We start from the raw sequence: 23218 nt of genomic DNA on the forward strand, positions 1-23218 counted from the left end.
CTCCTAAAAAGGTTGATCTTGCCAGCACCTGACGGGGTGCTGGTCTTATGCGAGTGAGTCGGTTACGACTACTTGGCGGCCTTACCCAGCTTGCGGCGGATGTGCTCGCCAACGTAGTGGATACCCTTGCCCTTGTAAGGCTCGGGAGGACGATGGCCGCGGATCTCAGCGGCGATCTGACCGACCTGCTGCTTGTTGATACCCTTGACGTTCACGTGGGTGTTGTCGGGAACCTCGAAGGTGATGCCCTCGGGAGCCTCGACGATCACGGGGTGCGAGAAGCCCAGGGAGAACTCGAGGTTCTTGCCCTTCTGCTGCACGCGGTAACCGACGCCGGCGAGCTCGAGCTTCTTCTCGAAGCCCTCGGAAACGCCAACCACCATGTTGTGGATGAGGGCGCGGGTGAGGCCGTGGCGGGCACGGGTCTCACGCTCGTCGTCGGGACGGGAAACGGTGAGGACGTTGTCCTCGACGTTGATAGCGAGCTTCTCAAAGACATCGAGCTCGAGCTGGCCCTTGGGGCCCTTGACGACAACGTTGTTGCCGTTGACTGCCACTTCGACTCCGGCGGGAATCTGGACAGGCTTATTACCGATACGAGACACGGTGATCTCCTTTCCTTCTACCTACCGAGCGAATTACCAGACGTAAGCGATGATCTCGCCGCCGACGTTGTGCTTGCGAGCATCGCGGTCGGTCATGACGCCATGGCTGGTGGAAATAATGGCGGTACCAAGGCCACCGCGGACGCGGGGCATGTCGGCAACGCCGGTGTACTTACGCAGGCCCGGCTTGGAAATGCGGCGGATGCCGTTGATGACCTTAGCCTTCTTGGGTCCATACTTAAGCGTGATGTGCAGAGTCTTCTGGGGAACGGTGTCCTCGACATCGTAGCCCTCGATGTAGCCTTCCTCGTGCAGAACACGAGCGATCTCGACGAGCTTCTTGCTGCTCGGCATGGAGACCGTGGCCTTGTTCACAGAGTTAGCGTTACGGATGCGCGTAAGCATATCTGCGATCGGGTCTGTAAGGTTCATACAGATTCTCCTTCGTTCTTGATGAACACGTGCTCTTGGTTCTTCGCCGCCCTTAACGGCAAAGCCTAACTAGCGCGTTTTCCCTGTTCCAAACGGATGCTTGAAACGCTGGTAGTGACTTACCAGCTGGCCTTCTTAACGCCGGGAAGCTCGCCCTTGAGTGCAAGCTCGCGGAAGCAGACACGGCACAGGCCGAACTTGCGGTACACAGAGTGCGGACGGCCGCAGCGCTGGCAGCGCGTGTACTCACGAGTAGAGAACTTCTGCTTGCGATTGCACTTGACGATCATCGATGTCTTAGCCACTTATATCCTCCTCACATAGAGTATTGTTCGCCCCAAGCGCCGCCCCCTTCTGGGAACGGCGCTCATAGGGCAGGTGAACCTATTTCTTGAACGGGAAACCGAAGGCATCCAGAAGGGCCTTGGCCTCCTCATCGGTATTGGCGGTGGTCACGAAAGTGATGTCCATACCACGCTGGTGATCGACGGAGTCGAAGTCGATCTCGGGGAAGATGAGCTGCTCGGTGACGCCCATGGAGAAGTTACCACGGCCGTCGAAGCTCTTGGCGGAGATGCCGCGGAAGTCGCGGATACGGGGAATCGCGACGGAGGTCAGACGATCGAAGAACTCCCACATACGGTCGCCACGCAGGGTAACCTTGCAGCCGATCGGCATACCAGCGCGCAGGCGGAAGGTAGCGATGGACTTGCGGGCACGGGTGATCATCGGCTGCTGGCCGGTGATGGCGCGCAGGTCGCGCACGGCACCGTCGATGGCCTTGGAATCGGTAGCGGCCTCGCCGACGCCCATGTTCACGACGATCTTCTCAAACTTGGGGATCATCATGACGTTCTCGTACTGGAACTTGTCCTGAAGCTGCTGCTTGACCTCGTTGTTGTACTTGGTCTTCAGACGCGGCACATACTTCTCTTCTGCCATTGTTCACTCCTTCTTGGGGTTTTAAGCACGGGGCGTGGCCACGATGGGTTGTCCTCGTGCCTCCTGGCTGCATCCGCGCCGCTCATGGCATTTCGCGGTTTGGACTCGACGCAGCAGGAGCCGACAAAACAATCGGTACTATACGCGCATCGGGAGCGTATTTCCAGAAAAACCTCGTCTGCCTGCACAACTCCACAACTCCCCCGCACAAATTGATCCCTAGGGCACGGAGGAAAACAGCAGTTGCGGTGAGATAGGGACTGTTTGATGGCTTAAAAGGCTTAAACAGTCCCTATTCCACCGCAACTCATATATGGGGCGTTATTTTTGGCGCGGGAGGACCAGGTTGAGGATCACAGCAACGAGCGCGGCGACGGCAATGGAGGATCCGCCAAAGACGGTGCCAACCCATGCGGGGAATCCAGCGCCGGCAAGCGCGCCGGCCGTGCGCTCAATGCCCGTGCCAAAGGCGATAGAGAGACCCATGAGCGTGGTATCGCGCTGAGGCAGGCCGTGGCGGGCAAACATGACCACACCGTTCATACCGATGGTCGCGAACACGCCGATCGTGGCGCCGCCGATTACCGGCTGCGGAATGGACGTGAGTACCGCCGCACACTTGGGCAGCAGGCCCGCGATGAGCAAGATGGCGGCGGCAAGCGTAAAGACCATGCGGTTGACGACCTTGTTCTCGGCGATAATGCCCACATTCTGGCCAAAGGTTGCCGTGGGGACGCCGCCCAAAAAGCCTGACAGCATACCGACCAGGCCGTTGGCGATCAGGCCACCCGAGATCTGGCTATCGGTCGCAGGGATATCGAGCGCAGCGGACGACACGGCGGCAAACTCGCCCATGACCTGCACGGCGTTGACAATGGCGACAACGCCCACGACGGCGCACGCGGCCGGGTCGAACACCAGGCGATGGGCGCCCAGAGCCGGCGGGGCGAACCAGCTGGCAGTCGCGATGGCCGAGAAATCGACCATGCCCAACACCGCAGCCAAAACAAAGCCCGCGCAGATACCGGCCAGGATGCTGCCCAGTCTAAGCGCGCCCTTGCCGTAGTTGCCGGCCATAAAGGTAACGACAAACGTCACGAGCGCGACGGCCCAGTTGGTGACACTGCCAAAATCGGCCGCGCCCTCCCCGCCCGCCATGGAGGCAACCGCCACTGGGCATAGTGACAGGCCAATGACAAAGATGACGGTGCCGAGCACCGGGGCCGGGAACAGAAAGCTCACGCGCCTAAACAGCAGGCCGAAGAGCACGACGAGCGCGCCACCGATTGCCTGGGCGCCCAGCACGGCCTCAAAGCCGAGCTCGAGACCGACCGCCTTGAGCGCCGGCACGAAGGTGAAGCTCGCGCCCATCACGATGGGCAGGCCCGAACCGACGACACCTTTTATGGGGAACTGTTGAAGGAAAATGTCGAGCGCCGAGAGGACGAGCGACGCCTGGATGACAGCGGCTTCCTCTTGAGGGGTAAAGCCACAGACCGACGCGATAATGATGGCGGGCGTGACGATACCCGCGAATGCCGCCAGCACATGCTGCAGTGCATGGGGTAATACCTGCACAAACGAAACTTTTCCCGTACGCTCGAACAGGGCATCCCCTGCTGCCGACTCTGCCATTTGCGCCTCCCATACCCTAAGCAGCGGCCCCATGCCGCTCAACGGTCGGACATTATAGGGCATATGACACAGGTAGCATTTTGACCCGCTATCCTGCATCCCCCGGGGACAAACAGCAGTTGCGGTGAAATACGGACTGTTTGATGGCTTAACAGGCATAAACAGTCCGTATTTCACCGCAACTCATATATGGGGATGAGACTATCGCTTGCGGGGGACGAGTTTGGTGCGGCGCAGGTGGATCATCTCGGCGGCGATGGAGATAGCGATCTCCTCTGGGTCCTCGGCCTCGATGGAAACGCCGATCGGCAGGTGCAGCTCGTCGATCTGCTCCTGCGTAAAGCCCTCCTGCTCCAGGCGGGCGCGCACAAAGGCCGTCTTGCGGCGCGAACCCAAGCAGCCCAGATAGGCGGGTTTGGCGCGCATGGCCTGAATCACCACGTCGATATCGGACTTGTGACCCGCCGTGGCGACGACCACCAGGTCGCGCGGGCCGATGGGGCACTGCTTGCTCAGGTTCTTGTAGTCGACCAGACGACGGTCGTAGACACCTGGCACCCATTCGGGGGTCAGCGTGCCGGGGCGGTCGTCGCAAGCCACGACGGCAAAGCCCGCCGCCGTGAGCACCCGCGCCGTCGCAGCACCCACGTGGCCGCAGCCAAAGATATAGGCCAGGCCCTCGGGGCAGAGCGTCTCGATGTGCGCCGGGGGAATCTCGGAGGCCGCGTTGGTGTAGGTGACCTTACTCCCCTCCTCCACCAGCGAAAGCCCGGGGCAGCCCGCAATGGTGCGGCGCGATTCCTCGCCATGGTACTCGGCCACATCGCCCTCGAGCACGCCCGCGATAAACGGCTCAAAGTCGATGACGAAGTCGCCGATGCGCCGATAGGCCAAGATGTCGGCAACCGACTGGAACAACGGCGCCTTGGTCGCATCCAGGTGCAGATAGCACAGGCAGATGGCTCCGCCGCAAATCATGCCGGTATCGGAGTTCTCGCCGCCCATGGTGTAGCGGACCAGACGCGATTTACCCCCGGCCAGCAGCTCGCGCGCCTCGTCCAGCGCAAAGAGCTCAATCTTGCCGCCGCCGATAGTGCCCGCCTGGCTGCCATCGGCAAAGACAGTCATCCATGCGCCCACACCGCGCGGGGACGACCCCGCCGTACCGGCCACTACCACCAGCTCGCACGTCTCGTCAGCACGCAGGGCGGCAAGCGCCGCATTCACCACATCGAGCTTTTCCATTGCCGCCTTCTATCCTCTAAAGACATCGGTGAGCATAGCAAGCGCCTCGAGCACGCCGCCGCCGACCGATGTCGCCTTGTCCGAAATATAGTTGATATAGTTGGCGTCGCCGCGCGGATCGACATCGGCGCATTTAAAGCCCTCAGTCACCCGCACGCCGTTCGCCAAAAGCCCGCGCAGACAGCCATCGATCTGCGTGCACATGGGCGTATCGCCCGCGTAGCCAATCACGTCTCCGGCACTCACGATGTCGCCGATTGCGCGGTCGGACCGAAACACGCCGGCGGCGGGGCTGTGGATAACACGTTCCTTGCCATAGCCGGCGATAATGCCCGGCACGCCCGTGTTGGGCTGGGGCGAACCTTGGGTAATGACACGGCCGAGAAAATGCCCGCGCATGGTCTCGACCACGGCGTCGCAATCGACCGGCGCGGTAAAGCCCGGCCCCACAGCGATGACGGCAGGCGCCATGTCGCGCGTGGTGCCCAAGTTGCGCTTAGCCAAAATCGCGTCGACCACAGCCGCGGGTTTAAGCTCATCGAGCATCTTGGCCTGAGGGTCCACCACAACGGCGACGTCTCCAGCCTCGGTAATCTCAAGCGCCTCAGCCGGCGTCTGCGCCAAGCGAGCGCGAATGCCTTCGACCTCGACCTCGCCCAAGCGAATGGCCTCGCAAAAACTGATTGTGCGACGGATGCACGTGGGAACCGCGATATCTGCCATAACGACCGACACGCCGGCGCGCACCAAACGGGCAGCGACACCCGTGGCGATATCACCGGCGCCGCGAACATAAACGAGCATTCCCGGGGCACCTCCCTGTGCTACGGTTTGAGCAGAGAAAAAGCGGTCCGACCGCTACTCTGATGATTATTTATTATCACAGTATTATACGGCGGTGAACAGATGGAAACGGTTAGCGGCAATCTTGCCTCTGCGCTCAGGATCGAGCCGGGCATTACCGCGATTATCGGCAGTGGCGGCAAGTCGACGCTGCTGAAGACGCTGGGTCTCGAGCTCATGCGCACTGTCGGCCGCGTGCTCCTCTGTACCACCACGCACATGTTTCCCGTCGCCGGCGTGCCATGGGACGGGTCGAGCCGTCGCCTGGACGCCGCGCCTTGGAAGCCGGGGACCCTACATGTTCCCGGCTGCACCTGCGAGGCATGCGCGGGACTTGTCCGCGGAAGTATCTGCCAGGCGGGTGTTTTGAACCCGGAGACAGGCAAGCTCTCCTCCCCTGCCGAGCCGCTCGACCAGCTGGCACAGCGCTTTGACTATGTGTTGACCGAGGCAGATGGCAGCAAGCGACTCCCGCTCAAGGCGCATGCCGCCTGGGAGCCGGTAATTCCCGCCGCCACGGCAAACTTTGTCTGGGTCGTCGGCGCCTCGGGGCTGGGCAAGCCCGTCGCCGAGGTTGTCCACCGCCCCGAGCTCTTCTGCGAGCGCTGCGGCTGCGAGCCCACCGACGCTGCCACCCCAGAGCGCGTCGCCCAGGTGCTCAATGCCGAGCTGCAGATGCTGAACCTCAACAATGCCCGTATCATGCTCAACCAAGTCGACACGCTTGCTGATCCAACGATGGCAGATCGCTTCGAGGCAGCCCTCGGCCGCTCCATCGTCGCCACCAGCCTCAAGGGGTAGCTAAAAGAGCCCCGTCCCAAATTAGCTACCCCGGCGGCCTTCCTGTTAGCGGGGGACGTAGCGGCCGGGTTGGGCTCCGGTGGGCTCGCCGTCGCGCGCGGCCAGCACGCCGTTCACAAACACGGCCTTGACGCGGCCATGTGCCTCAAAACCCTCGAGCGGCGTGTAGTCCACAGCCTGATGCTGCGTCGCGGCACTGATCGTCCAGCGCGCCTTGGGATCCCACACGCACACGTCGGCATCGGAGCCCTCGGCAAGACAGCCCTTGCGCGGGTACATGCCAAACACGCGCGCCGGGTTCTCGCTCATCAGGCGGCAGAGGTCCTCGGGGCCCAGCTGTCCCTCAAAGCTCGTGGCAATCGCGACGGGACGATGCTCCACGCCGGGCCCGCCGTTGGGAATCGCGCGGAAGTCGTCGCGCCCGCGGTCCTTTTGCCCGTGCAGATTAAAGCTGCAGTGGTCGGTGGCGATGGTATCGATCTCGCCGGCCACAAGCGCCTCGCGCAGGGCCGCACGGTCGCCGGCATGGCGCAGCGGCGGACTCATCACATACTTGGCACCCGCGAAGCCGTCCTCTCCCTGCTCCAGATAGCAGGTGTCGTCGAGCATCAGATATTGAGGGCAGGTCTCGACATAAATATTCTTCTGCCCGCGCGCCTTGGCAGCGCGAATGGCCTCGAGCCCCAGCTTGGTCGAAAGGTGCACCACGTTGACCGGAGCATCCCCGGCCAAGTGCGCCAGATACAGCAGCCGGCTCACTGCCTCGGCCTCGCACACGTCCGGACGGCTGAGCGCATGGCCCTCGGGCCCGTGGATACCCTGCTCAAACACGCGCTTCTGCAGTTCATTCACCAGCGTACCGTTCTCGCAATGCACGCACAGGATACCGCCCAGGCGCTTGAGCTCCTCGAGCACCTCGAGCGTCTCGGCATCGTCCAGGCGCAGATGATCGTAGGCAAAGTAGGTCTTAAACGACGACACGCCCGCCTCGCGAATGGCCGAAAGATCGGCGCGATTGCGCTCGTTCCACTCGGCGAGTGCCATATGAAAAGCGTAGTTAGCCGTGCAGGTTCCGTCGGCGCGGCGATGCCACTCGGCCAAGGCATCGGGCATGGTCACGCCGCGATCGGCTGTCGCGTAGTCCACAATAGTCGTCGTGCCGCCGCAGGCAGCCGCACGCGTACCGGTCTCAAAGCTATCGGCTGTCCAATCCATGCCGGTCCAGCACTGCATGTGCGTGTGGCCGTCGATAAAGCCGGGAAACACCCAGCAGCCCGCGGCATCCTCGACGGTATCGCCCTCGGCCGGCTCAATCGCCGCGGCGATCCGCACGATCTTATCGCCATCCATGGCAAGATCGGCGCGGCGAAGCCCCTGGGGCGTCACGAGTGCGCCGTTTTTGATGATGATCATAATTGCTCCTTATTGATTGATGCAGTTGGCCACGCGATCAAAATACGAGCAGGCGGCGATATGCTCCGTTATGCGTCGCTGTCCCTTGACGGTATCGACGTCCCACAGCTCGTAGGCACGCGCCTCGACCAGCACCACGTCGGTACGGTCCTTGAGGATCGAACCGCCGCCGTCCTTACCCTCAAGACACATAAGTGCATCGAACAGTTCCGCCGGAAAGAGCACCGGGCTCGAAGGCTCACCGTTGCACGCAAGACGCACCGGATGCTTGCGGCCACGCTCGTCAAATGCACGAACCATAGCCTCAAAAGAATCTGAACTCACGAGCGGCTGGTCGCCCGGCAAAAAGAGGCAACCTTTCCAGTTGCGTTCGACTCCCCACGAAAGGCCCGCACGGACGCTTTCGCTGCGCAGCTTGCCATCGTGCTGCACACACGGGCAATGCTTGTCCTCGCAAATCTGGGCGACCTCGGGCCAACGCGTCGAAACCACAACGTCAAAGCCCCGGGGAACCGAATCAATGGTCCGGGCAATCAGCGGCTCGCCATAGATATCGGCGAGCATCTTGTTAGAGCCAAATCGCTTGCCCTCGCCCGAAGCCATAATGACGCAACCAAGTTTCATGGCGATACCTCCCCTGAAACCATCGTACCCATAACTCGCGTCGCGGGGCATCTACATCGAAAGCGCTTATCCCGCACGCCCACGATGCAAAAAGGGGCACCCCGCCGGTTGGCAGAGCGCCCCCTTTACATGGCTTACCTCAACCCAGCTTTAGGCCTGGAACCAACGGGCGGTGTTGCGCTCGTCGAGGGCCTTGAGGGTAGCGGCGGGATCGGCAACCTTCTGCAGGAACATCATGGCTGCGATGGCGTACGGCTTGTAGCTGGCCTCCTTGTACATGCCCACGCGGTGCATGTCGAAGACGTCGGCGTTGACCTCGCCGTGCTCGCAAGAGACACCGGAGATGTCGGCGGGCAGCGGATGCATAAAGATGGTGTCCTGGCCGTTGGCGGTCTTCTCCATGAGCTCGGTCGTGGAGCACCAATCCTGATGCGTGGCGTTCTGAGCGAGCAGCTCCTTCTCGAGTGCAGCGATGCCGGCGTCGTCGCCCTCGGCGTACAGGTTGGTGCGCTTCTCCATGGCGGCAAACGGAGCCCAGCTCTTCGGGATCACGATGTCGGCGCCCTCGAAGGCCTCGGCCATGGTGTTGACCTGCTTAAAGGTGGTGCCGGACTCGGCGGCATAACCCTTGGCGCGCTCGACGACCTCGGGCATGAGGTCGTAGCCCTCGGGGTGGGCCAAGGTGACGTCCATGCCAAAACGGGGCAGCAGGCTGATCAGCGACTGCGGGCAGGACAGCGGCTTGCCGTAAGAGGGCGAGTAGGCCCAGGTGACGGCAACCTTTTTGCCCTTGAGGTTCTCAAGACCGCCAAACTCGTTGATGAGGTAGAGCATGTCGGCAGAGGACTGCGTGGGGTGATCGGAGTCGGACTGCAGGGAGATGAGCGTGGGACGGTGATCCAGAACGCCGTCCTCGTAGGCCTGCTGGACAGACTCGGAGACCTCGGCCATGTAGGCGTCGCCCTTGCCGATGTACATGTCGTCGCGGATGCCGATGACGTCGGCCATGAAGGAGATCATGGTAGCGGTCTCGCGGACGGTCTCGCCGTGAGCAATCTGGGACTTCTTCTCGTCCAGGTCCTGCAGCTCAAGACCGAGCAGGTTGGCTGCCTTAGAGAAGGAGAAGCGCGTACGGGTGGAGTTGTCACGGAACAGGGAGACGGCCAGACCCGAATCGAAGATCTTGGACGAAACGTTGTTCTCGCGCAGCTCGCGCAGGGCGTCGGCGACGATGTAGAGCGCCTTGAGCTCATCGGTGGTCTTATCCCAGGTGTGCAGGAAGTCGCTGCCGTACATGCCCTTAAAATCGAGGCCGTTCAGCTGCTCGACGAGCTCGGTAAACTTGGCGTCCATGTAAATATCCTTTCCAACGATGAAACGATTGCAATGAGTAGATGTGCTCCGGCATGCGCGTGCGGCTAGAACATGCAGAGCACTATGACGAGGATCCGCTACCGTTGAGGAAGCATGGGAGATAACGACCGCGGGCCCCAAGTCAACAGGGGGTGCCGGGGACACGAGCTGTCCCCGGCTCAACAAGATCGAGGAATGGGACTAATCGATCTTGTTGTTGGTCAGACCGGCGCGGAACACGGTGGCGTCGCCATCGGCCTGGCTCGGATCGTAGAGGTTCAGGGCAGCCACATACATGGCGGCAGCGGTGACCAGGTCGTCCTTGTAGGTGACCTCGTTGGGAGCGTGAGCCTGAGACTCGGCACCCGGGCCGAAGCCGACGCAGGGGATGCCATAGCGGCCCTGGATGGAAACGCAGTTCGTGGAGAAGGTCCACTTGTCGCACAGCGGGCGACCGGTGCGCTTGTCCATGCTGGGCTCGCAGCCGATGCGCTCGTCACCGAACATGGCCTTGTGGGCGTCGACGAGGGCCTTGACGTGCGGAGCGGTCTCCTTGTTGATCCACGTGGGGAAGTAAGCCTCGGTCTCGTAGACCTCGCCGGTCCAGGACGGACGGTCGTACATGTACATGGAGACCTTCACGTCGTCGCCGTACTTCTTGGCGGCCGGCAGGTTACGGATCTCGTCCAGGCAGGACTCCCAGGTCTCACCGGCGGTCATGCGACGGTCGATGGAGATGGCGCAGGAGTCAGCGACAGCGCAGCGGCTGGGGCTGGTGTAGAAGATCTGGCTGACGGTGCAGGTGCCGCGGCCCAGGAAGCGGGCATCCTCGAAGTGCTCGGGGTTGTACTTGGGGTCGAGCATCTTGACGAGGCCCTTGATGTCGGTCGACTCGTCACAGCCGTTGTTGTTGAGGGCGCGGACGTCGGCGATGATGTCGGCCATCTTGTAGATGGCGTTGTCGCCGCGGTCGGGAGCGGAGCCGTGGCAGGAGGTGCCGTGAACGTCGACGCGGATCTCCATGCGGCCGCGGTGACCGCGATAGATGCCGCCGTCGGTGGGCTCGGTGGAAATGACGAACTCGGGCTTAATGCCGTCCTTGTTGTAGATGTACTGCCAGCACATGCCGTCGCAGTCCTCTTCCTGGACGGTGCCGACGACCATGATCTTGTAGCCCTCGGGGATGAGGCCCATGTCCTTCATCATCTTGGCAGCGTAGGTAGCAGAAGCCATGCCACCCTCCTGGTCGGAGCCGCCGCGGCCGTAGATGATCTCGTCGGTCTCGTAGCCCTCATAGGGATCGGCGTCCCAGTTCTCGATGTTGCCGATACCGACGGTGTCGATGTGGGAGTCGATGGCGATGATCTTGTCGCCCTCGCCCATAAAGCCCATGACGTTGCCCAGGCCGTCGACCTTGACCTCGTCATAGCCAAGGCTCTCCATCTCGGCCTTGATGCAAGCGACAACCTCACCCTCCTCGCAAGACTCAGAGGGGTGGCTAATCATTGCGCGAAGAAAACGCGTCATATCAGCACGATGGGACTCAGCCGCAGCCTTGATGGCATCAAAATCGAGTTCTTTAGTCATAACAGTCAACCTTTCTACAAGGGTTTACCTACAGGTAGATATTTCAGATAGATCACTTGTGCCAAGCAGCGTGAGGTCGAGTACCCCACAAGCAAGTAACCATAGGAGGCGGACGGAGGACTTTGCTCCGTCGCGAGTTCCGCACGAGCCGGAGAGCACTTAATGTGCTCTCCGTGCGAGCAGGACTGTCCGAGCAGGGAGTAAAGTCCTCCGGCTGCCTCCGGACAGGTCAGTCTGCTAGCAAGTCGGGTACTCGCCCTCCCAGACGATGCGACGGTACTGATCCGGATCGGTGTCGCCCTCGGTGGAGAAGCAGAGCACGGAGCTCGTCTTGTCCAGGCCGATGAGCTCCTTGAGCTCGGCGTACTCGGGGTCGAGCATGAGGGTCTCGACCAGACCGGTGGTCACTGCGCCGGACTCGCCGGAGATGACGCGCGGGTCGCCCTTCTCGGGAGCGCCCAGGGTGCGCATGCCGCGAGCGGTGACCCAGTCGGGGCAGGACACGAAGGCGGTGGTGTGGTTGCGCAGGATATCCCAGCCCAAGATGTTGGGCTCGCCGCAGCACAGGCCGGCCATGATGGAGGGCATGTCACCGTCTACGATGCGCGGATCTCCGTCGCCGGCGGCAGCGCCCTTGTACAGGCAGGCGGCAGGAGCGCACTCGACCACGACAAAGGTGGGCGGGTTATCGGGATACAGGTTGGTGAAGTAGCCCACCACGGCGCCAGCGAGCGAACCCACGCCAGCCTGGACAAACACGTGCGTCGGGCGGTTGATGGCCATCTCGCGCAGCTGCTCGGCAGCCTCGGAAGCCATGGTGCCGTAGCCCTCCATGATCCAAGACGGGATCTTCTCGTAGCCCTCCCAGGCGGTGTCCTGAACGATGACGCCGCGCTCGCAGGCGTCAGCCTCGGCGGCGGCCATGCGCACGCACTCGTCGTAGTTGACCTCTTCGATGGTCACCGTGGCGCCCTCGGCGGCGATGTTATCGAAGCGGGGCTTGGTGGAACCCTTGGGCATGTGCACGACGGCCTTCTGGCCCAGCTTGTTGGCAGCCCATGCCACGCCGCGGCCATGGTTGCCGTCGGTGGCGGTAAAGAAGGTGGCCTGGCCAAAGTCCTTGGCAAGCTGATCGGAGGTCAGGTAATCGAAGGTGCACTCGGCAACGTCCTTGCCGGTCTCGTCGGCAATGTAGTTGGCCATGGCAAACGAACCGCCCAGGACCTTAAAGGCGTTGAGGCCAAAGCGATAGCTCTCGTCCTTAACGCACAGGTTGGACAGGCCCAGGCGCGCGGCCTGGCCATCCAGGCGGGCAAGCGGAGTGACGGTGTACTGGGGGAACGACTGGTGGAAGGCGCGGGCCTTCTTCACGTGGTCGAGGCTCATGATTCCCAAGTGCTTGTCATCGCTCTTGGGCATCGTGTTGCCCGCCCACTGGATCTTATCGGCCATACGGCGAACTCCTTAAGTTCTCTCTTGCCGGCCCCCGCATACGCGTTTCAGCCTGATCCCATTCACACGGCTGAACTTTTATGTGGATGCCAAACAATAAGTTTGTTAGCACTGTTCTATCACACTTTTTGATTGGAAAACCTAACAAATTGTTTGTTGCCGTAATCGGTACCTTTTCGCCGCCGAACGGTCACATAACACGGCGACGCTTTCGTTATTTGCGAACAAGTGGGGTTTATGGCACAGTGAGCCCAAACTAATTTTTAGGAAGGCACCCATGACCCCCGCACAGATTGAGTTCTACAAGCGCCTTGCACACGGCCTGGCGCTCCAATTTGGCCCCAACTGCGAAGTCGTCGTCCACGACCTGGAGACCGAGGACGTGGACCGCTCCATCGTAGTGATCGAAAACGGCCACGTCAGCGGGCGCAAACTGGGTGACGGCCCCAGCCATATTGTGCTTGAATCTATGCACGAGGGCACCGCCGACGTGCACGACCGCGAGCCGTACCTCACCAAAACCGCCGATGGCAAGCTGCTCAAATCGTCGACGATCTTTATCCGCAACGACGAGGGCAAGCCCGTCGGCATTTTGGGCATCAACTTTGACATTACGCTTATGAAGGCTTTTGAGCGTTCGCTCGACGCCTTTACCGGCACCGGCGGCACGGGCTACACCGAGCCCGAGCCCATTACCAAGAACATCGGCGACCTGCTCGAGGACCTGCTGCACGAGTGCGAGCAGTTTGTGGGCAAGCCCGCGGCGCTCATGACCAAAGATGAGCGCATTCGCGCCATTGGCTACCTCGACCGTCGCGGCGCCTTCCTCATTTCCAAGTCGAGCGAGCGCGCCTGCGAGTTCTTTGGCATCTCCAAGTACAGCTTCTATAGCTACCTCAATGAGGCCAAGGCGGCGGCCGACGACAAGTAGGCACTCGCCTAGATTGCCCCTCCCCTTTTGGGCGCGAGTTCTGGAAAGCTCGAATCCAAGACCGAGCCGCTTGGGAAGTTCCATATAATCGATGTCATTAGCATTTCGAAAGGGTGGAACAGAATGGCGTTGAGCAAGGCATCATGCACCGGTCGCGGATTGATTCCGGCAATTGGTGGACATGTGCACCGCATGTTCGATGAGGGCGAAGACGACCTGTTTTCGCTGAGCCTTGACGACGTGATGGATGATCGCCCGTGGACCGCCGACGAACTCATGGGTGGCGGGGCTCGCCCGTCAAGCCCCAATCCCGCACTTGCGCCCAAGCCCGCATCTGCGCCGACTCCTGCGCAGTCGCCTGTTTCGACGCCCGCGCCTACACCCGCACCCACTTCGGCGCCCACGACCGCTCCCCGCCCCGCAAGCGACCCGTCCGAGACGGCGGCATTTCTCGCTGCAGCGACGCAGGGCAAATCGGCCGACAGCACCGTTATGTACAACGCCCAGCAGTTGCCCGTTCCTGCGGCACGCAAGCCTCCGGTCACAAGGCTCGATGAGCCCGTTGTCCGTCAGGTTGTCCACGATTCCTGGGCTGCAGCCGATCTGGATGAAACCTCTACCGGCATGCCGGCGCTCGATGTTCCAGTTAACCCGCTTTTTGCCGCCAACACGAGCGCCGCGGACTATGAGGGCAGTGCGGCATATTCCGATTATTCCGATAGCTATACTGGCACCGGTCGCATCGAGACCGAGGATTATGGCACTGCATCGAGCGATTATCTCAACGATCCGTACGCTGCCACGCCTGCACCGGAATATGACCCGGAGGCCGCGTCCGCGCCGGCGTATACCAAGAGCACGGGCGAAGAGCGCTTTGCCGATTATTACGCCGAGGAAAAGGCGCTGCGTTTCTCGGAATTTCCGCAGGCAGTCAAGGTTGCCTTTATCGCCATTGTCATTGCCCTGCTCGGCGTCATTGCGTTTGAGGGATTCCAGCTGTTCCGCGGCCCCACCGCGTCCGAATCGGCAACGCAGCAAAAAGAGAACGACAATCAGCACCTGGACATCAACACCCTCAAGGGCGACCCCAACGACGGGGACGAGTAGCGGGGGTTAAGGCGGCCACAGGATTCCGCATCCAGCACCGGCTTCTAAGTGCTGTTTTGTCATCCAGCTACACTTTTCCGGATAATTTGCCTATCGAATTTGACACTTTTCCTTAATTTTGAGGTGCCGATTTCGACACTTTTCCGTACTTTTACACGACTGATTTCGACACTTTTTCGGATGAAAGCCGAATAATCACTTGGGAAACCAACGCCATCCGCGCGTCATTTCGCAAGCGCGCTTGATTTGTGTCCGCGCTCGCTGATAGACTCCATCGTGCCCGCAAAGAGCGGGCGCGTTTTATCCAGAGTCGGGGTAGAGAGTTGGCTCCACGATCCCGACGCCAACCGGCCAAGAGGCACGGTGGCCCTGCCAACATCGATGAAAGGAGTCCGTATGGACAATTTCTCCGTGCGCAGCGAGCGCAATTTCCACAACCTGATCGTCAAGCCAAAACAAATGCATCTTCTGGATAAGCCAAATGGCTACGCCTCGGCCATGGTCAAGAGCAGCCTCTCCCACCAGATGCGCTTCACAGTACAGAAGCTCGAGGAAGAGCTCTGCGCTGCCGGCAATCCGCACGTGCTGCAGATCAAGCTGCTTGGAGACGACTCTCGCGAGCCGTCTGGCTGGAAGCTCTTTGCCGACGGCACGTGCGTTGCGGACGGATCCGGCGCCTTTGCCCGCGAGTGCTTCTACGAGAGAGCCGAGGTATTCCTGGACCTGTGCCGCGACGCCGTCGAGGCTGCCGGGCTGCGCCAGTGGAGCGAGAGGGAGTACGAGCTGCTGAGTGCAGCGCGAGGGATTGCGGGGGGCGTAGACGAACGCAGGCGGTGCCATAGCGGCGTGCACTCGTTGCATGCCGCGCCTCAAATCACACGATGTCAAAAGACTGGCACTTGTATATGCCTTTGACAGTCCGAAAGCGCTAGCGAAGTTCATTGATGCCGCGGCTAGATACGCAGCAGTAAAGAGATGTTGAATACAAAAAGAGGCCTCCCATCTCTAACACAACCAGAAATGGGAGGCCCTTCATATCCGAAGCCGCTCTCAAGCAAGGCAATTGTAAGTCGGTCTATTCAGCATCCTTAAACTGAACTTCGTACTTTTTGCCCGTCCGATCACCAATCTTTGTGACGTACTGGCTCAAGAGAGTTTTAGCTCTTTCACGGGCGCTGCTCATCAATGCTGAATTGCCCTCGGCACTTTTTATCATTTCGTTTTGGGCTTCTTCAAGCGCAGCAGACTGGTCAACTGTCGTAATAGGAGTTAGCAACCCGGTATCGCTGTAGATATCAGAAAAGGTGCTCTCGTCGGCTTGGGGCTGGCCGAGAACCTCTGCGTCAGGAACTGTGATGGTCACGACGTTGTTCTCATCCGGATTACTGACATTTACCTTAGCGACATCAACGCCCAGCTGCACCGTCCCGTCATACTCGAACCACGCCTTTTTATATCCCACGTTTATCCCAAAGAGCATATTGGTGCCGTCGTTGTAGATTTCCGCGACATTATGAAATCTGCACTCAACGGTAGCAAGCTCGGCAATCTTCGTATAGCCAGAGAAATCGGGCTCCTCGTCTTTTTTTGCGCAACCCGAAAGCCCGGTAAACGACAGCGTCGCCACGAGGACAAAACAAACCAGCCACGGCCTACGCATTAGAATCAGCCCCCTCTTTGTACTCAGCCAACGGCTTGAATTTGAGCTCGTACTCACCGTCAATAAGCGGGAGCGTCAGCGCCTTCACGGTATCCCGCAAGCTCGTGTCCGCCTGTTTTTTAATCTCCTTTTTATCGACTTCATCTGCGGCATCTTTGCGACAAAGTGACAGAACATCTTTCATATCTGCAGTTGCGTTTTCGGGAAGGTAGCCAAACTTACTATTGTCTAGCTGAGGCTCGCCAACCTGCGCTTTGGGGAGATAGGCGGTAACGACCTTATTCTCTTTGTCAATGCCAAACTGGATGTCGCTCATCGTATACGATGCACGAATATGAGCCTCGTATTTAACGCGATAGTCCACGCGATCCATCCAGAGGAACCTGCCGTGCTTCTCGACGATGCCGTGGTAGATGTAATCAACCGTAGAAAGACTGTCGATATCTACAGCAGACTTAAGATCCGATGTCGTGAGATACTGAGTTTCATGGTTATCGGTTATCCAAGGAAGGACGCCGAGAAAAAAGACAAAGAGGACAGCCGCCACAACCACGAGAAAAACAATCTTTACCTTAAATGATAGCTTTCCGAAAAACTCGACAACCTTCTTGCCCCGCTTGTCATTCACCTCGACCGCTTCTTTTTGGATCACTTCCACACGCTCATCATGCCCGGAGGTACATTCGGGCTGAATGCCCCTCTCATGTTTGCTATGTTTCAAAACAAGCCTCACTCATACCATTGAGTAGTAATCTGCTGGTAGAATTCTACCAGCAGTTATTGAACTCATTTCTTCCAGTTCGGCAGGAGGCAAACATGAAGCGGTTGTATGCAGTTTTGGCAGTTGTGATTGCGTTGATAGCCCTCATTCTTCTCGCCAGCACCATTGGCATCATCAGCATCAGGCTTTAGCTCGCCATCAAATACCTCGCACCCATCCCTCGGCAGATTCAGCCTCAGCCTTCAAACTAGGCAACCACAACGGCATGCACAACGTCTGCGGGCTCACCGATCCCGATGAGCCCGCTTTCCGCAATCTGGTTGCCAAAAGCTCCACATTAATGATTGCCCGCATCGACATTGCAATCGATGTACGGTCAGGGAGTGTTGATAAAAAGTGACTAAACGCTTGACGTGTGAGGACGTAAAAGCCTGCATCCCAAATAAGGTGGGATCAAGCGTGTGCGTCGGCTTCTTGGCAAGCAGAGCAATGGGCGTACAAGATGTTATGCGAGAAATAGCGATGACAGAGGTGCGCAAATAAGGTCGTGGATAGCAGCTCTCAATGGTCCCAAATTGCAACTAGCTTAAGGACGCATTGAAAAACATAGCTGCACGAATGCAGTCAGGACCATAGTGAAACCCGATACCATGACTACCAAACCGCAGCAGGCTCAGCACTAGTTGACAGTCCCCTTTTTAATGTGACACTCGATGCCGTGATCAAAACAAAAATCACGAACTTCCCTTGCACTATCACGATAGAAGCGGGCGCAGTCGCCGTAGGAGCTTGTTAGCCTGTCATAGTGCGTCCTACCAAAAACAATTTTATCGACAAAAGAGATTTTGCGCAGCAGCGCATCCAAATCTTGCTCACAGATATTTGGAGTCGGATATGGCTCCATGCTAACCCAAGTCTTACAGCCAGCCTTATGGAGAGACTCGAGAGCGGCAAGCCTGACTGAGTATGCCGCTGCACCGGGTTCCATCCTTTTCCGATTGTCCTCATCAAGTGACACCAAGGTAATTCCATAGGTGTTCAACGCCGCATTAGGCAACGCCGCAAGTTCAACGGGAAGCTCTCCTTTCGTTAGAATGCTGCACGGCTTACCGTACTCGTTAATGAGCTCAATTGCACCCAAGCTCATACTGCCAACTTCTGGATATCCGAGCATAAAAGGATCGGTTGTAAAGCACAGTTGAACCTGTTTTATCTCATCACAATAACGCGGCAACTCTTTGCGCAGCAGATCCAAAGTGTTGTCGACAAGGCTCGGCCGCCGCCATTCCTCGTATGTTTTGACACGCCCAAAACGTTTTGCCATTAAATATGCATAGCATGGAAAATTGCATCCATGCGAACAGCCTTGCACATGATTCATCGCCCAATCGCCATATTCAACTTTTGTACGGTAGAGCATACTTTTTCGATATATGTGCCCAAGTTGTTCCATTGTTCTTTAATTCTCTTCTCGCTAAACTTCCTCACACCAAAGATACGACCGACCTAAGCACTCATCTTGCTCGATAAACCTCGTCTTTGAGCGCAAAGCTCTTTTTTGGCTTTCCTTTCAAAGTGAACTTGACCGCACGCTCAAGAACACCTTCCTCAATCATTGGGCCCACATAGGTCTTCAAAATAGTATTGCTTCTGTCAAAGACTCCGCACTCGGAAATCAACGTGGCAGCAATATCGCCCATTTTCATGTTTTGGTGAACGGGCATATGCTGGACAAAATCACTGGCCTTGGCCGCAATTACGGCAGTCTCAACATTGCGACCATCAACATCCACCGCAAACAATCCCAACTGCTTGCATTGCCGGTCGAGGTTGCGCTTAATCATGTTATCGTTCATCAGAACGCAACCGTCTGGGCTATTGGTCATATGGATCATTCTATATTTGACGAGCCCACCGACATTAACGCGTTTACTCATATCTTTGATAGGCATATTCGTTACATACTTATAGTAAGAACGCGCGTTGTTGCAAAAGAGTTCCGAGAGCGCATGTTCGGCCTGCCAAGCGTCGATCTTTCCAGCCTTATAACGAACGACCACTTCTTTCCAGTCACCACTTCCGATGCAGGCATTCAGACGTTCAACCCAAACGCTGGCTTTCGTGAGCTCATTAAAGTCGTCTTCCGGCAGTTCAACTTCATTTGGAAGTGACAGTGGCACTTTCATGGCAGCGCAGGCAACGCGGAATAAGCCAAAACTATTGAAGTTGACCAGGGCCTCCGTGTGAGCCATATTCGGCGAATTAGTTAGAAGATCGAGTCGTAGGTCTTTAACCCCGAATGGATCGATGTAATAGAAGACTGTTGAGGGCTTACCGCCCCCACAAACGCTAGTTTGTTGTGCCCGTCTTATAGCATCCTCGCAACTGGAAACGATAATTGGCGGCTTGATATAGCCGCTAGCTCCCTTTGCTTCGTTAAATGTCGATTCGAGATGCTTTCTAGATTCCGCGTTGGATTCACTAAGAATGAACTGGATGGGCGTCTTTGAACGATTTTTCTTTGCAATTGCAAAATACTTAGAAAGGGCAATCAAGGGAGATCCTTTACTGCCATCGGCAAATAAACCCGCACCAGCAAAAGCATCGATATAAAGAATGCCGTTCCGTGAAGGTCGATACACTTTAGTGAAAAAAGGCGTTAGATAGCATGCCAGAAGATCATCCTTAGTCTCAGACCACGGATGTTTTGCCTGAAAGTAATCTGACTGATTTTTTGCCATGCTAAGCCCACCTTGCTCTTAGTCCTCATCGTCTACTTGAACTTCTCCACCAGCAGCTGCCCGATGGCGCTCATCATGGCGCGATACTTCTCACTGTCCTCAAAGAGGCTGGTAAAGGAGTCCGTGTTCTCCACATAGGCGCGGCGAGCCTCCTCATCGAACACCTTGGGCAGCAGGCTTGATTCGAAGACTTGTCTGCCGTCGCGACGGATGGTGTCGGCGACCTGCGGGTTTTCGGCGATACGCTTCCACAGCGTGTCGATAACCACACGATCTCCCTCGGTGAAGTTGCCAGCCCACTGCTCGTTGAACTTATCCACGAGCACCTGCAGTGGGTCGCGCTTCTTGTCGGGCGTCACGGTCTTGGCCGCGCCACCGGGATCGAGCACGCCGCCGCCAGGCTCAAGCGAAATGCTGCCCTCGAACTCCTGCTTGAGCTTGTAGAAGCGCATCTCGACCTTGTCGTCCACAGCCTCGACGGGGATCTTCTCGACCTTGAGGAGGTGACGCAGATAGCTTAAATACACGTACTCCTTATGCAGGTCTCGGTCAAACATGCGCACGATCTGGGTGATGTAGGTGTACCACTTGCAGAAGCTACGCACCTTGCGACGAACCTGATAGCGTTCATCGTCGTCCAACTCGTTATAACGCGCGACCGCCGGCTTCAAGACGGCCGCGAGCTTACCCTGCACGTTGCTCTGCGATTTACCCTTGCCATCGGTGAAGATTATCTCGGCAGCGGCCTCGATGTCAGACTCGTCATAGAGCCCGTAGCCGCGAATATCGGTCTGCACCTGATAGAGGAGGTCGGTGTTAATCTGCTCGGAAAGCGACGTCTCGGTGTAGAAGCGTTCGAAAGCCTTCTGGATGTCCTCGGGCTTGTTCACGAAGTCGAGGATGTAGGTGTCCTCCTTGTCCGGGTGGATGCGGTTGACGCGGCAGAGCGTCTGGACGGCCTTCACGTCCTTGAGCTTCTTGTCCACCACCAGCGTGTGCAGCAGCGGCTCGTCGAAGCCCGTCTGGTACTTCTCGGCAACAACAAGCACGTCCCCATAGTTGTGGAACTCGGCCTTCGTTTGGCTCTCTGCGACGCGTTGCCCATCGTGGCCGACGTTGATGGCCGGCTCGGTGTACTCGGGACCGTCGGGACCGTCAGCCGGGTCGCTAATGGCACCCGAGAACGCCACCAGCACCTCGATATCATCGTAGCCCTTCTTCTGCATGTAGCGCTTGATCTCGTGGTAGTAGCGAACCGTCGCGAGGCGCGAGGCAGTGACCACCATCATCTTGCCCTTGCCGCGGATTTTGGTGTGTGTCACATTGCGGAACGTCTCCACGATGATCTCGGCTTTCTGGCCGAGGGCGTAGGGATGCAGCTCCTTATACTTGCGGAGCAGCTTGAGCGTGGGGCTGCTCGGTACGTCGGGGTTGTCGGGGACCGTGCGCGCGAGCTCGACGGCCTCCGAATAGCTCACGTAGTTGGCGAGGGGGTCCATAATGAAGCCCTCCTCTATCGCCTGGCGCATCGAGTAGACGTGGAACGGGTGGAAGGACCCGTCAGGCCACTCATCGCCGAACATCTCGAGCGTCTGCTCCTTCGGCGTGGCGGTAAAGGCAACGAAGGTCAGGTTCTTGTGACGGCCGTGGCTCGCGAGCTCGTCGGCGAGCTGGTCCTCCCAATCGGCTGCGGCCTCCTCGGCTTCCGCCTCGATCTCGGCGTACTCCTCGAGCGCGTCACGCTTGTCGGCAAGGGCGCTCTTGAGCTTGAGCGCGCTCGTTCCCGTCTGGGATGAGTGCGCCTCGTCGACGATGATGGCGAAGCGCTTGCCCTCGCTCTCGACCTGCTCGTAGATCACGGGGAACTTCTGCAGGGTCGAGACGATGAGACGAGCGCCGCCGTTGATGGCGTCCCGCAGGTCGGCCGAGGTCTTGTCCTTGCCGATGGTCACGACCGAGCCTATGGCGTGGTCGAAGCCCGAGATGGTCTCCTGCAGCTGGCTGTCGAGCACTCGGCGGTCGGTGACGACGACCACGGAGTCGAACAGCGGGGTGTCATCCACGAAGAGGGATGCCAGGCGATAGGCCGTCCAGGCGATGCTGTTCGACTTGCCCGACCCCGCCGAATGCTGCACAAGGTAGTTCTTGCCCGTCCCGTTCGCGCGCACGTCAGCGATGACCTTACGCACGGAGTCGAGCTGGTGGTAACGGGGGAAGATGATGCGCTCCTTCTTGCGCTTCACCTCGTTGCCGCGCGCATCGATCTCTGTCTCTTCCTTGACCTCCAGGTGGAGGAACTTGTTGACGATGTCGAGCAGGCTGTCCTTCTGTAGAGCGACCTCCCACAGGTGACTCGTGGCATAGCCGTCGGGGTTTGCGGGGTTGCCGGCGCCGCCGTCGTTTCCCGCCCCGGCGGAACCCTGGTTGAAGGGCAGGAAGAAGGTCTTCGCGCCCTCCAGCTTGGTAGTCATGTAGACGCTCTCGAGGTCGACGGCGAAAAACGCCACCATGCGCGTGATGAACTTGAGACAGCGGCACCGCGGGTCTCGGTCCTCGCGCCACTGGCGCATGGCGTTCTCGACGTCCTGTCCGGTGAACTGGTCCTTGAGCTCTATGCCCACCAGGGGGATGCCGTTCACGTCCAGGACCATATCGATGGTCTGGTTACCTGTCTCGGCAAAGTGGAACTGGCGGATGCAGCGGCAGACGTTCTTGGAATAGCGGTCGGCGGCGCTTTCGTTAAGCCCGCTCTCCGGCTTGAAGAATACAACCTTGAACGGAATTCCTCGGTGCTTGAAGCCGTGTTTGAGCACCGCGACCATACCCAGGCGGTCGACGGCGTCGTTGAATACCTTGGCGAACTTCGCCGTGGAATCGGAGTTGCACATGCGCTCGAAGCGCTCCCAAGCCTTGGGCTGCGTCGTCTGAATAAAGTTGACCAGAGTCGCAGCATCGAGCGCGCGGTCGCGGTGCTCCATGTAGCCGCCGCCGACCATCTGATAGGTACCGTCCTCGACGTAGAGGAGCGAATGCTTATCGGCGCACTTGAGGAAGCCGCCAGCAGGCGAGCAGAGAAACGCTTCGATATCCTCTTCGAGGTTCTTTTCCTTGGTCTGCGCAGGCATG

At 58.8% G+C, this 23218-nt stretch carries 21 protein-coding genes and 1 riboswitch; of the genes, 4 read left to right on the top strand and 17 right to left on the bottom strand.

Features of this window, described 5'->3' with window-relative positions; genetic code table 11:
• Nucleotides 1-68 precede the first annotated feature (68 nt).
• The 7 genes from rplF to yqeB form a co-directional block, all read right to left on the bottom strand.
• Nucleotides 69-605 (bottom strand): 50S ribosomal protein L6, encoded by a 537-nt coding sequence (rplF, locus tag DWW51_RS02445; RefSeq protein WP_006235263.1) that lies wholly within the window; start codon nt 603-605, stop codon nt 69-71.
• 33 nt (nt 606-638) lie between these two features.
• A complete protein-coding gene (rpsH, locus tag DWW51_RS02450; RefSeq protein WP_006235262.1) occupies nt 639-1037 on the bottom strand; it encodes a 30S ribosomal protein S8 in 399 nt (132 codons plus the stop codon).
• Nucleotides 1038-1156: 119 nt separating this feature from the next.
• Nucleotides 1157-1342: a type Z 30S ribosomal protein S14 gene (locus DWW51_RS02455; protein ID WP_022094280.1), complete on the bottom strand. Its 186-nt coding sequence runs from the start codon at nt 1340-1342 to the stop codon at nt 1157-1159.
• 79 nt (nt 1343-1421) lie between these two features.
• The gene (rplE, locus tag DWW51_RS02460; protein ID WP_006235260.1) at nt 1422-1979 is read right to left on the bottom strand and encodes a 50S ribosomal protein L5; all 558 of its coding nucleotides are present in this window, start codon (nt 1977-1979) and stop codon (nt 1422-1424) included.
• A 321-nt stretch (nt 1980-2300) separates the two neighbouring features.
• The gene (locus DWW51_RS02465) at nt 2301-3614 is read right to left on the bottom strand and encodes a uracil-xanthine permease family protein (protein WP_161194466.1); all 1314 of its coding nucleotides are present in this window, start codon (nt 3612-3614) and stop codon (nt 2301-2303) included.
• Between the two features lie 201 nt (nt 3615-3815).
• Complete coding sequence (locus tag DWW51_RS02470; RefSeq protein WP_117773379.1) at nt 3816-4859, bottom strand: XdhC family protein; 1044 nt, start codon at nt 4857-4859, stop codon at nt 3816-3818.
• Nucleotides 4860-4868: 9 nt separating this feature from the next.
• Entirely contained in the window at nt 4869-5663 is a 795-nt protein-coding gene (gene yqeB, locus DWW51_RS02475; protein WP_117773381.1) for a selenium-dependent molybdenum cofactor biosynthesis protein YqeB, read from the bottom strand.
• Nucleotides 5664-5765: 102 nt separating this feature from the next.
• Here yqeB and yqeC point away from each other — a divergent pair, with 102 nt between their 5' ends.
• Complete coding sequence (gene yqeC, locus DWW51_RS02480) at nt 5766-6503, top strand: selenium cofactor biosynthesis protein YqeC (protein ID WP_117773383.1); 738 nt, start codon at nt 5766-5768, stop codon at nt 6501-6503.
• 45 nt (nt 6504-6548) lie between these two features.
• Here the strand turns inward: yqeC and hydA are convergent, their stop codons facing one another.
• The 5 genes from hydA to dpaL form a co-directional block, all read right to left on the bottom strand.
• Nucleotides 6549-7916, bottom strand: a complete 1368-nt coding sequence (hydA, locus tag DWW51_RS02485) for a dihydropyrimidinase (protein ID WP_117773385.1) — start codon at nt 7914-7916, stop codon at nt 6549-6551.
• Nucleotides 7917-7925: 9 nt separating this feature from the next.
• Entirely contained in the window at nt 7926-8540 is a 615-nt protein-coding gene (locus DWW51_RS02490; RefSeq protein ID WP_161194465.1) for a nucleotidyltransferase family protein, read from the bottom strand.
• Nucleotides 8541-8690: 150 nt separating this feature from the next.
• On the bottom strand, nt 8691-9893 hold the full coding sequence (ygeW, locus tag DWW51_RS02495) for a knotted carbamoyltransferase YgeW (protein WP_055252229.1): 1203 nt from the start codon (nt 9891-9893) through the stop codon (nt 8691-8693).
• A 201-nt stretch (nt 9894-10094) separates the two neighbouring features.
• The gene (locus tag DWW51_RS02500; RefSeq protein ID WP_099432046.1) at nt 10095-11480 is read right to left on the bottom strand and encodes a YgeY family selenium metabolism-linked hydrolase; all 1386 of its coding nucleotides are present in this window, start codon (nt 11478-11480) and stop codon (nt 10095-10097) included.
• Between the two features lie 237 nt (nt 11481-11717).
• Nucleotides 11718-12932 carry a diaminopropionate ammonia-lyase gene (gene dpaL / locus DWW51_RS02505; RefSeq protein ID WP_055252227.1) on the bottom strand — a complete coding sequence of 405 codons (1215 nt, stop codon included), beginning with the start codon at nt 12930-12932 and terminating at the stop codon, nt 11718-11720.
• 277 nt (nt 12933-13209) lie between these two features.
• Between dpaL and DWW51_RS02510 the strand changes: the two genes are divergently transcribed.
• The 3 genes from DWW51_RS02510 (at nt 13210) to DWW51_RS02520 (ending at nt 15885) form a co-directional block, all read left to right on the top strand.
• Nucleotides 13210-13863 (top strand): transcriptional regulator, encoded by a 654-nt coding sequence (locus tag DWW51_RS02510; protein WP_117647522.1) that lies wholly within the window; start codon nt 13210-13212, stop codon nt 13861-13863.
• Between the two features lie 123 nt (nt 13864-13986).
• A complete protein-coding gene (locus DWW51_RS02515) occupies nt 13987-14970 on the top strand; it encodes a hypothetical protein (protein WP_117773389.1) in 984 nt (327 codons plus the stop codon).
• A gap of 297 nt (nt 14971-15267) precedes the next feature.
• A riboswitch (SAM riboswitch) is annotated at nt 15268-15358 on the top strand.
• An 8-nt stretch (nt 15359-15366) separates the two neighbouring features.
• Nucleotides 15367-15885 carry a hypothetical protein gene (locus tag DWW51_RS02520; protein WP_117773391.1) on the top strand — a complete coding sequence of 173 codons (519 nt, stop codon included), beginning with the start codon at nt 15367-15369 and terminating at the stop codon, nt 15883-15885.
• A 160-nt stretch (nt 15886-16045) separates the two neighbouring features.
• On the opposite strand, the gene DWW51_RS02525 is transcribed toward DWW51_RS02520, so the two are convergent.
• From DWW51_RS02525 to DWW51_RS02545, 5 genes are all read right to left on the bottom strand, one after another.
• A complete protein-coding gene (locus DWW51_RS02525) occupies nt 16046-16630 on the bottom strand; it encodes a DUF4230 domain-containing protein (RefSeq protein WP_117773393.1) in 585 nt (194 codons plus the stop codon).
• Entirely contained in the window at nt 16623-17288 is a 666-nt protein-coding gene (locus DWW51_RS02530) for a DUF4230 domain-containing protein (protein ID WP_231501549.1), read from the bottom strand. The genes DWW51_RS02525 and DWW51_RS02530 overlap by 8 nt, the downstream gene beginning before the upstream one ends.
• Nucleotides 17289-18030: 742 nt before the next feature.
• A complete protein-coding gene (locus DWW51_RS02535) occupies nt 18031-18804 on the bottom strand; it encodes a radical SAM protein (RefSeq protein ID WP_117773395.1) in 774 nt (257 codons plus the stop codon).
• A 61-nt stretch (nt 18805-18865) separates the two neighbouring features.
• Entirely contained in the window at nt 18866-20092 is a 1227-nt protein-coding gene (gene tcmP, locus DWW51_RS02540; RefSeq protein ID WP_117773397.1) for a three-Cys-motif partner protein TcmP, read from the bottom strand.
• A 32-nt stretch (nt 20093-20124) separates the two neighbouring features.
• On the bottom strand, nt 20125-23217 hold the full coding sequence (locus DWW51_RS02545) for a type I restriction endonuclease subunit R (protein ID WP_117773399.1): 3093 nt from the start codon (nt 23215-23217) through the stop codon (nt 20125-20127).
• Nucleotide 23218 lies beyond the last annotated feature (1 nt).

The organism is Collinsella sp. AF15-51 (assembly GCF_003462845.1).
GTDB lineage: Bacteria > Actinomycetota > Coriobacteriia > Coriobacteriales > Coriobacteriaceae > Collinsella.

Coding starts and splice junctions, on each gene's coding strand:
- rpsH (WP_006235262.1), bottom strand. CDS start 1,037: ATGAACCTTACAGACCCGATCGCAGATATGCTTACGCGCATCCGTAAC.
- rplE (WP_006235260.1), bottom strand. CDS start 1,979: ATGGCAGAAGAGAAGTATGTGCCGCGTCTGAAGACCAAGTACAACAAC.
- DWW51_RS02465 (WP_161194466.1), bottom strand. CDS start 3,614: ATGGCAGAGTCGGCAGCAGGGGATGCCCTGTTCGAGCGTACGGGAAAA.
- DWW51_RS02470 (WP_117773379.1), bottom strand. CDS start 4,859: ATGGAAAAGCTCGATGTGGTGAATGCGGCGCTTGCCGCCCTGCGTGCT.
- yqeB (WP_117773381.1), bottom strand. CDS start 5,663: ATGCTCGTTTATGTTCGCGGCGCCGGTGATATCGCCACGGGTGTCGCT.
- yqeC (WP_117773383.1), top strand. CDS start 5,766: ATGGAAACGGTTAGCGGCAATCTTGCCTCTGCGCTCAGGATCGAGCCG.
- hydA (WP_117773385.1), bottom strand. CDS start 7,916: ATGATCATCATCAAAAACGGCGCACTCGTGACGCCCCAGGGGCTTCGC.
- DWW51_RS02490 (WP_161194465.1), bottom strand. CDS start 8,540: ATGAAACTTGGTTGCGTCATTATGGCTTCGGGCGAGGGCAAGCGATTT.
- ygeW (WP_055252229.1), bottom strand. CDS start 9,893: ATGGACGCCAAGTTTACCGAGCTCGTCGAGCAGCTGAACGGCCTCGAT.
- DWW51_RS02500 (WP_099432046.1), bottom strand. CDS start 11,480: ATGACTAAAGAACTCGATTTTGATGCCATCAAGGCTGCGGCTGAGTCC.
- dpaL (WP_055252227.1), bottom strand. CDS start 12,932: ATGGCCGATAAGATCCAGTGGGCGGGCAACACGATGCCCAAGAGCGAT.
- DWW51_RS02510 (WP_117647522.1), top strand. CDS start 13,210: ATGACCCCCGCACAGATTGAGTTCTACAAGCGCCTTGCACACGGCCTG.
- DWW51_RS02515 (WP_117773389.1), top strand. CDS start 13,987: ATGGCGTTGAGCAAGGCATCATGCACCGGTCGCGGATTGATTCCGGCA.
- DWW51_RS02520 (WP_117773391.1), top strand. CDS start 15,367: ATGGACAATTTCTCCGTGCGCAGCGAGCGCAATTTCCACAACCTGATC.
- DWW51_RS02525 (WP_117773393.1), bottom strand. CDS start 16,630: ATGCGTAGGCCGTGGCTGGTTTGTTTTGTCCTCGTGGCGACGCTGTCG.
- DWW51_RS02535 (WP_117773395.1), bottom strand. CDS start 18,804: ATGGAACAACTTGGGCACATATATCGAAAAAGTATGCTCTACCGTACA.
- tcmP (WP_117773397.1), bottom strand. CDS start 20,092: ATGGCAAAAAATCAGTCAGATTACTTTCAGGCAAAACATCCGTGGTCT.
- DWW51_RS02545 (WP_117773399.1), bottom strand. CDS start 23,217: ATGCCTGCGCAGACCAAGGAAAAGAACCTCGAAGAGGATATCGAAGCG.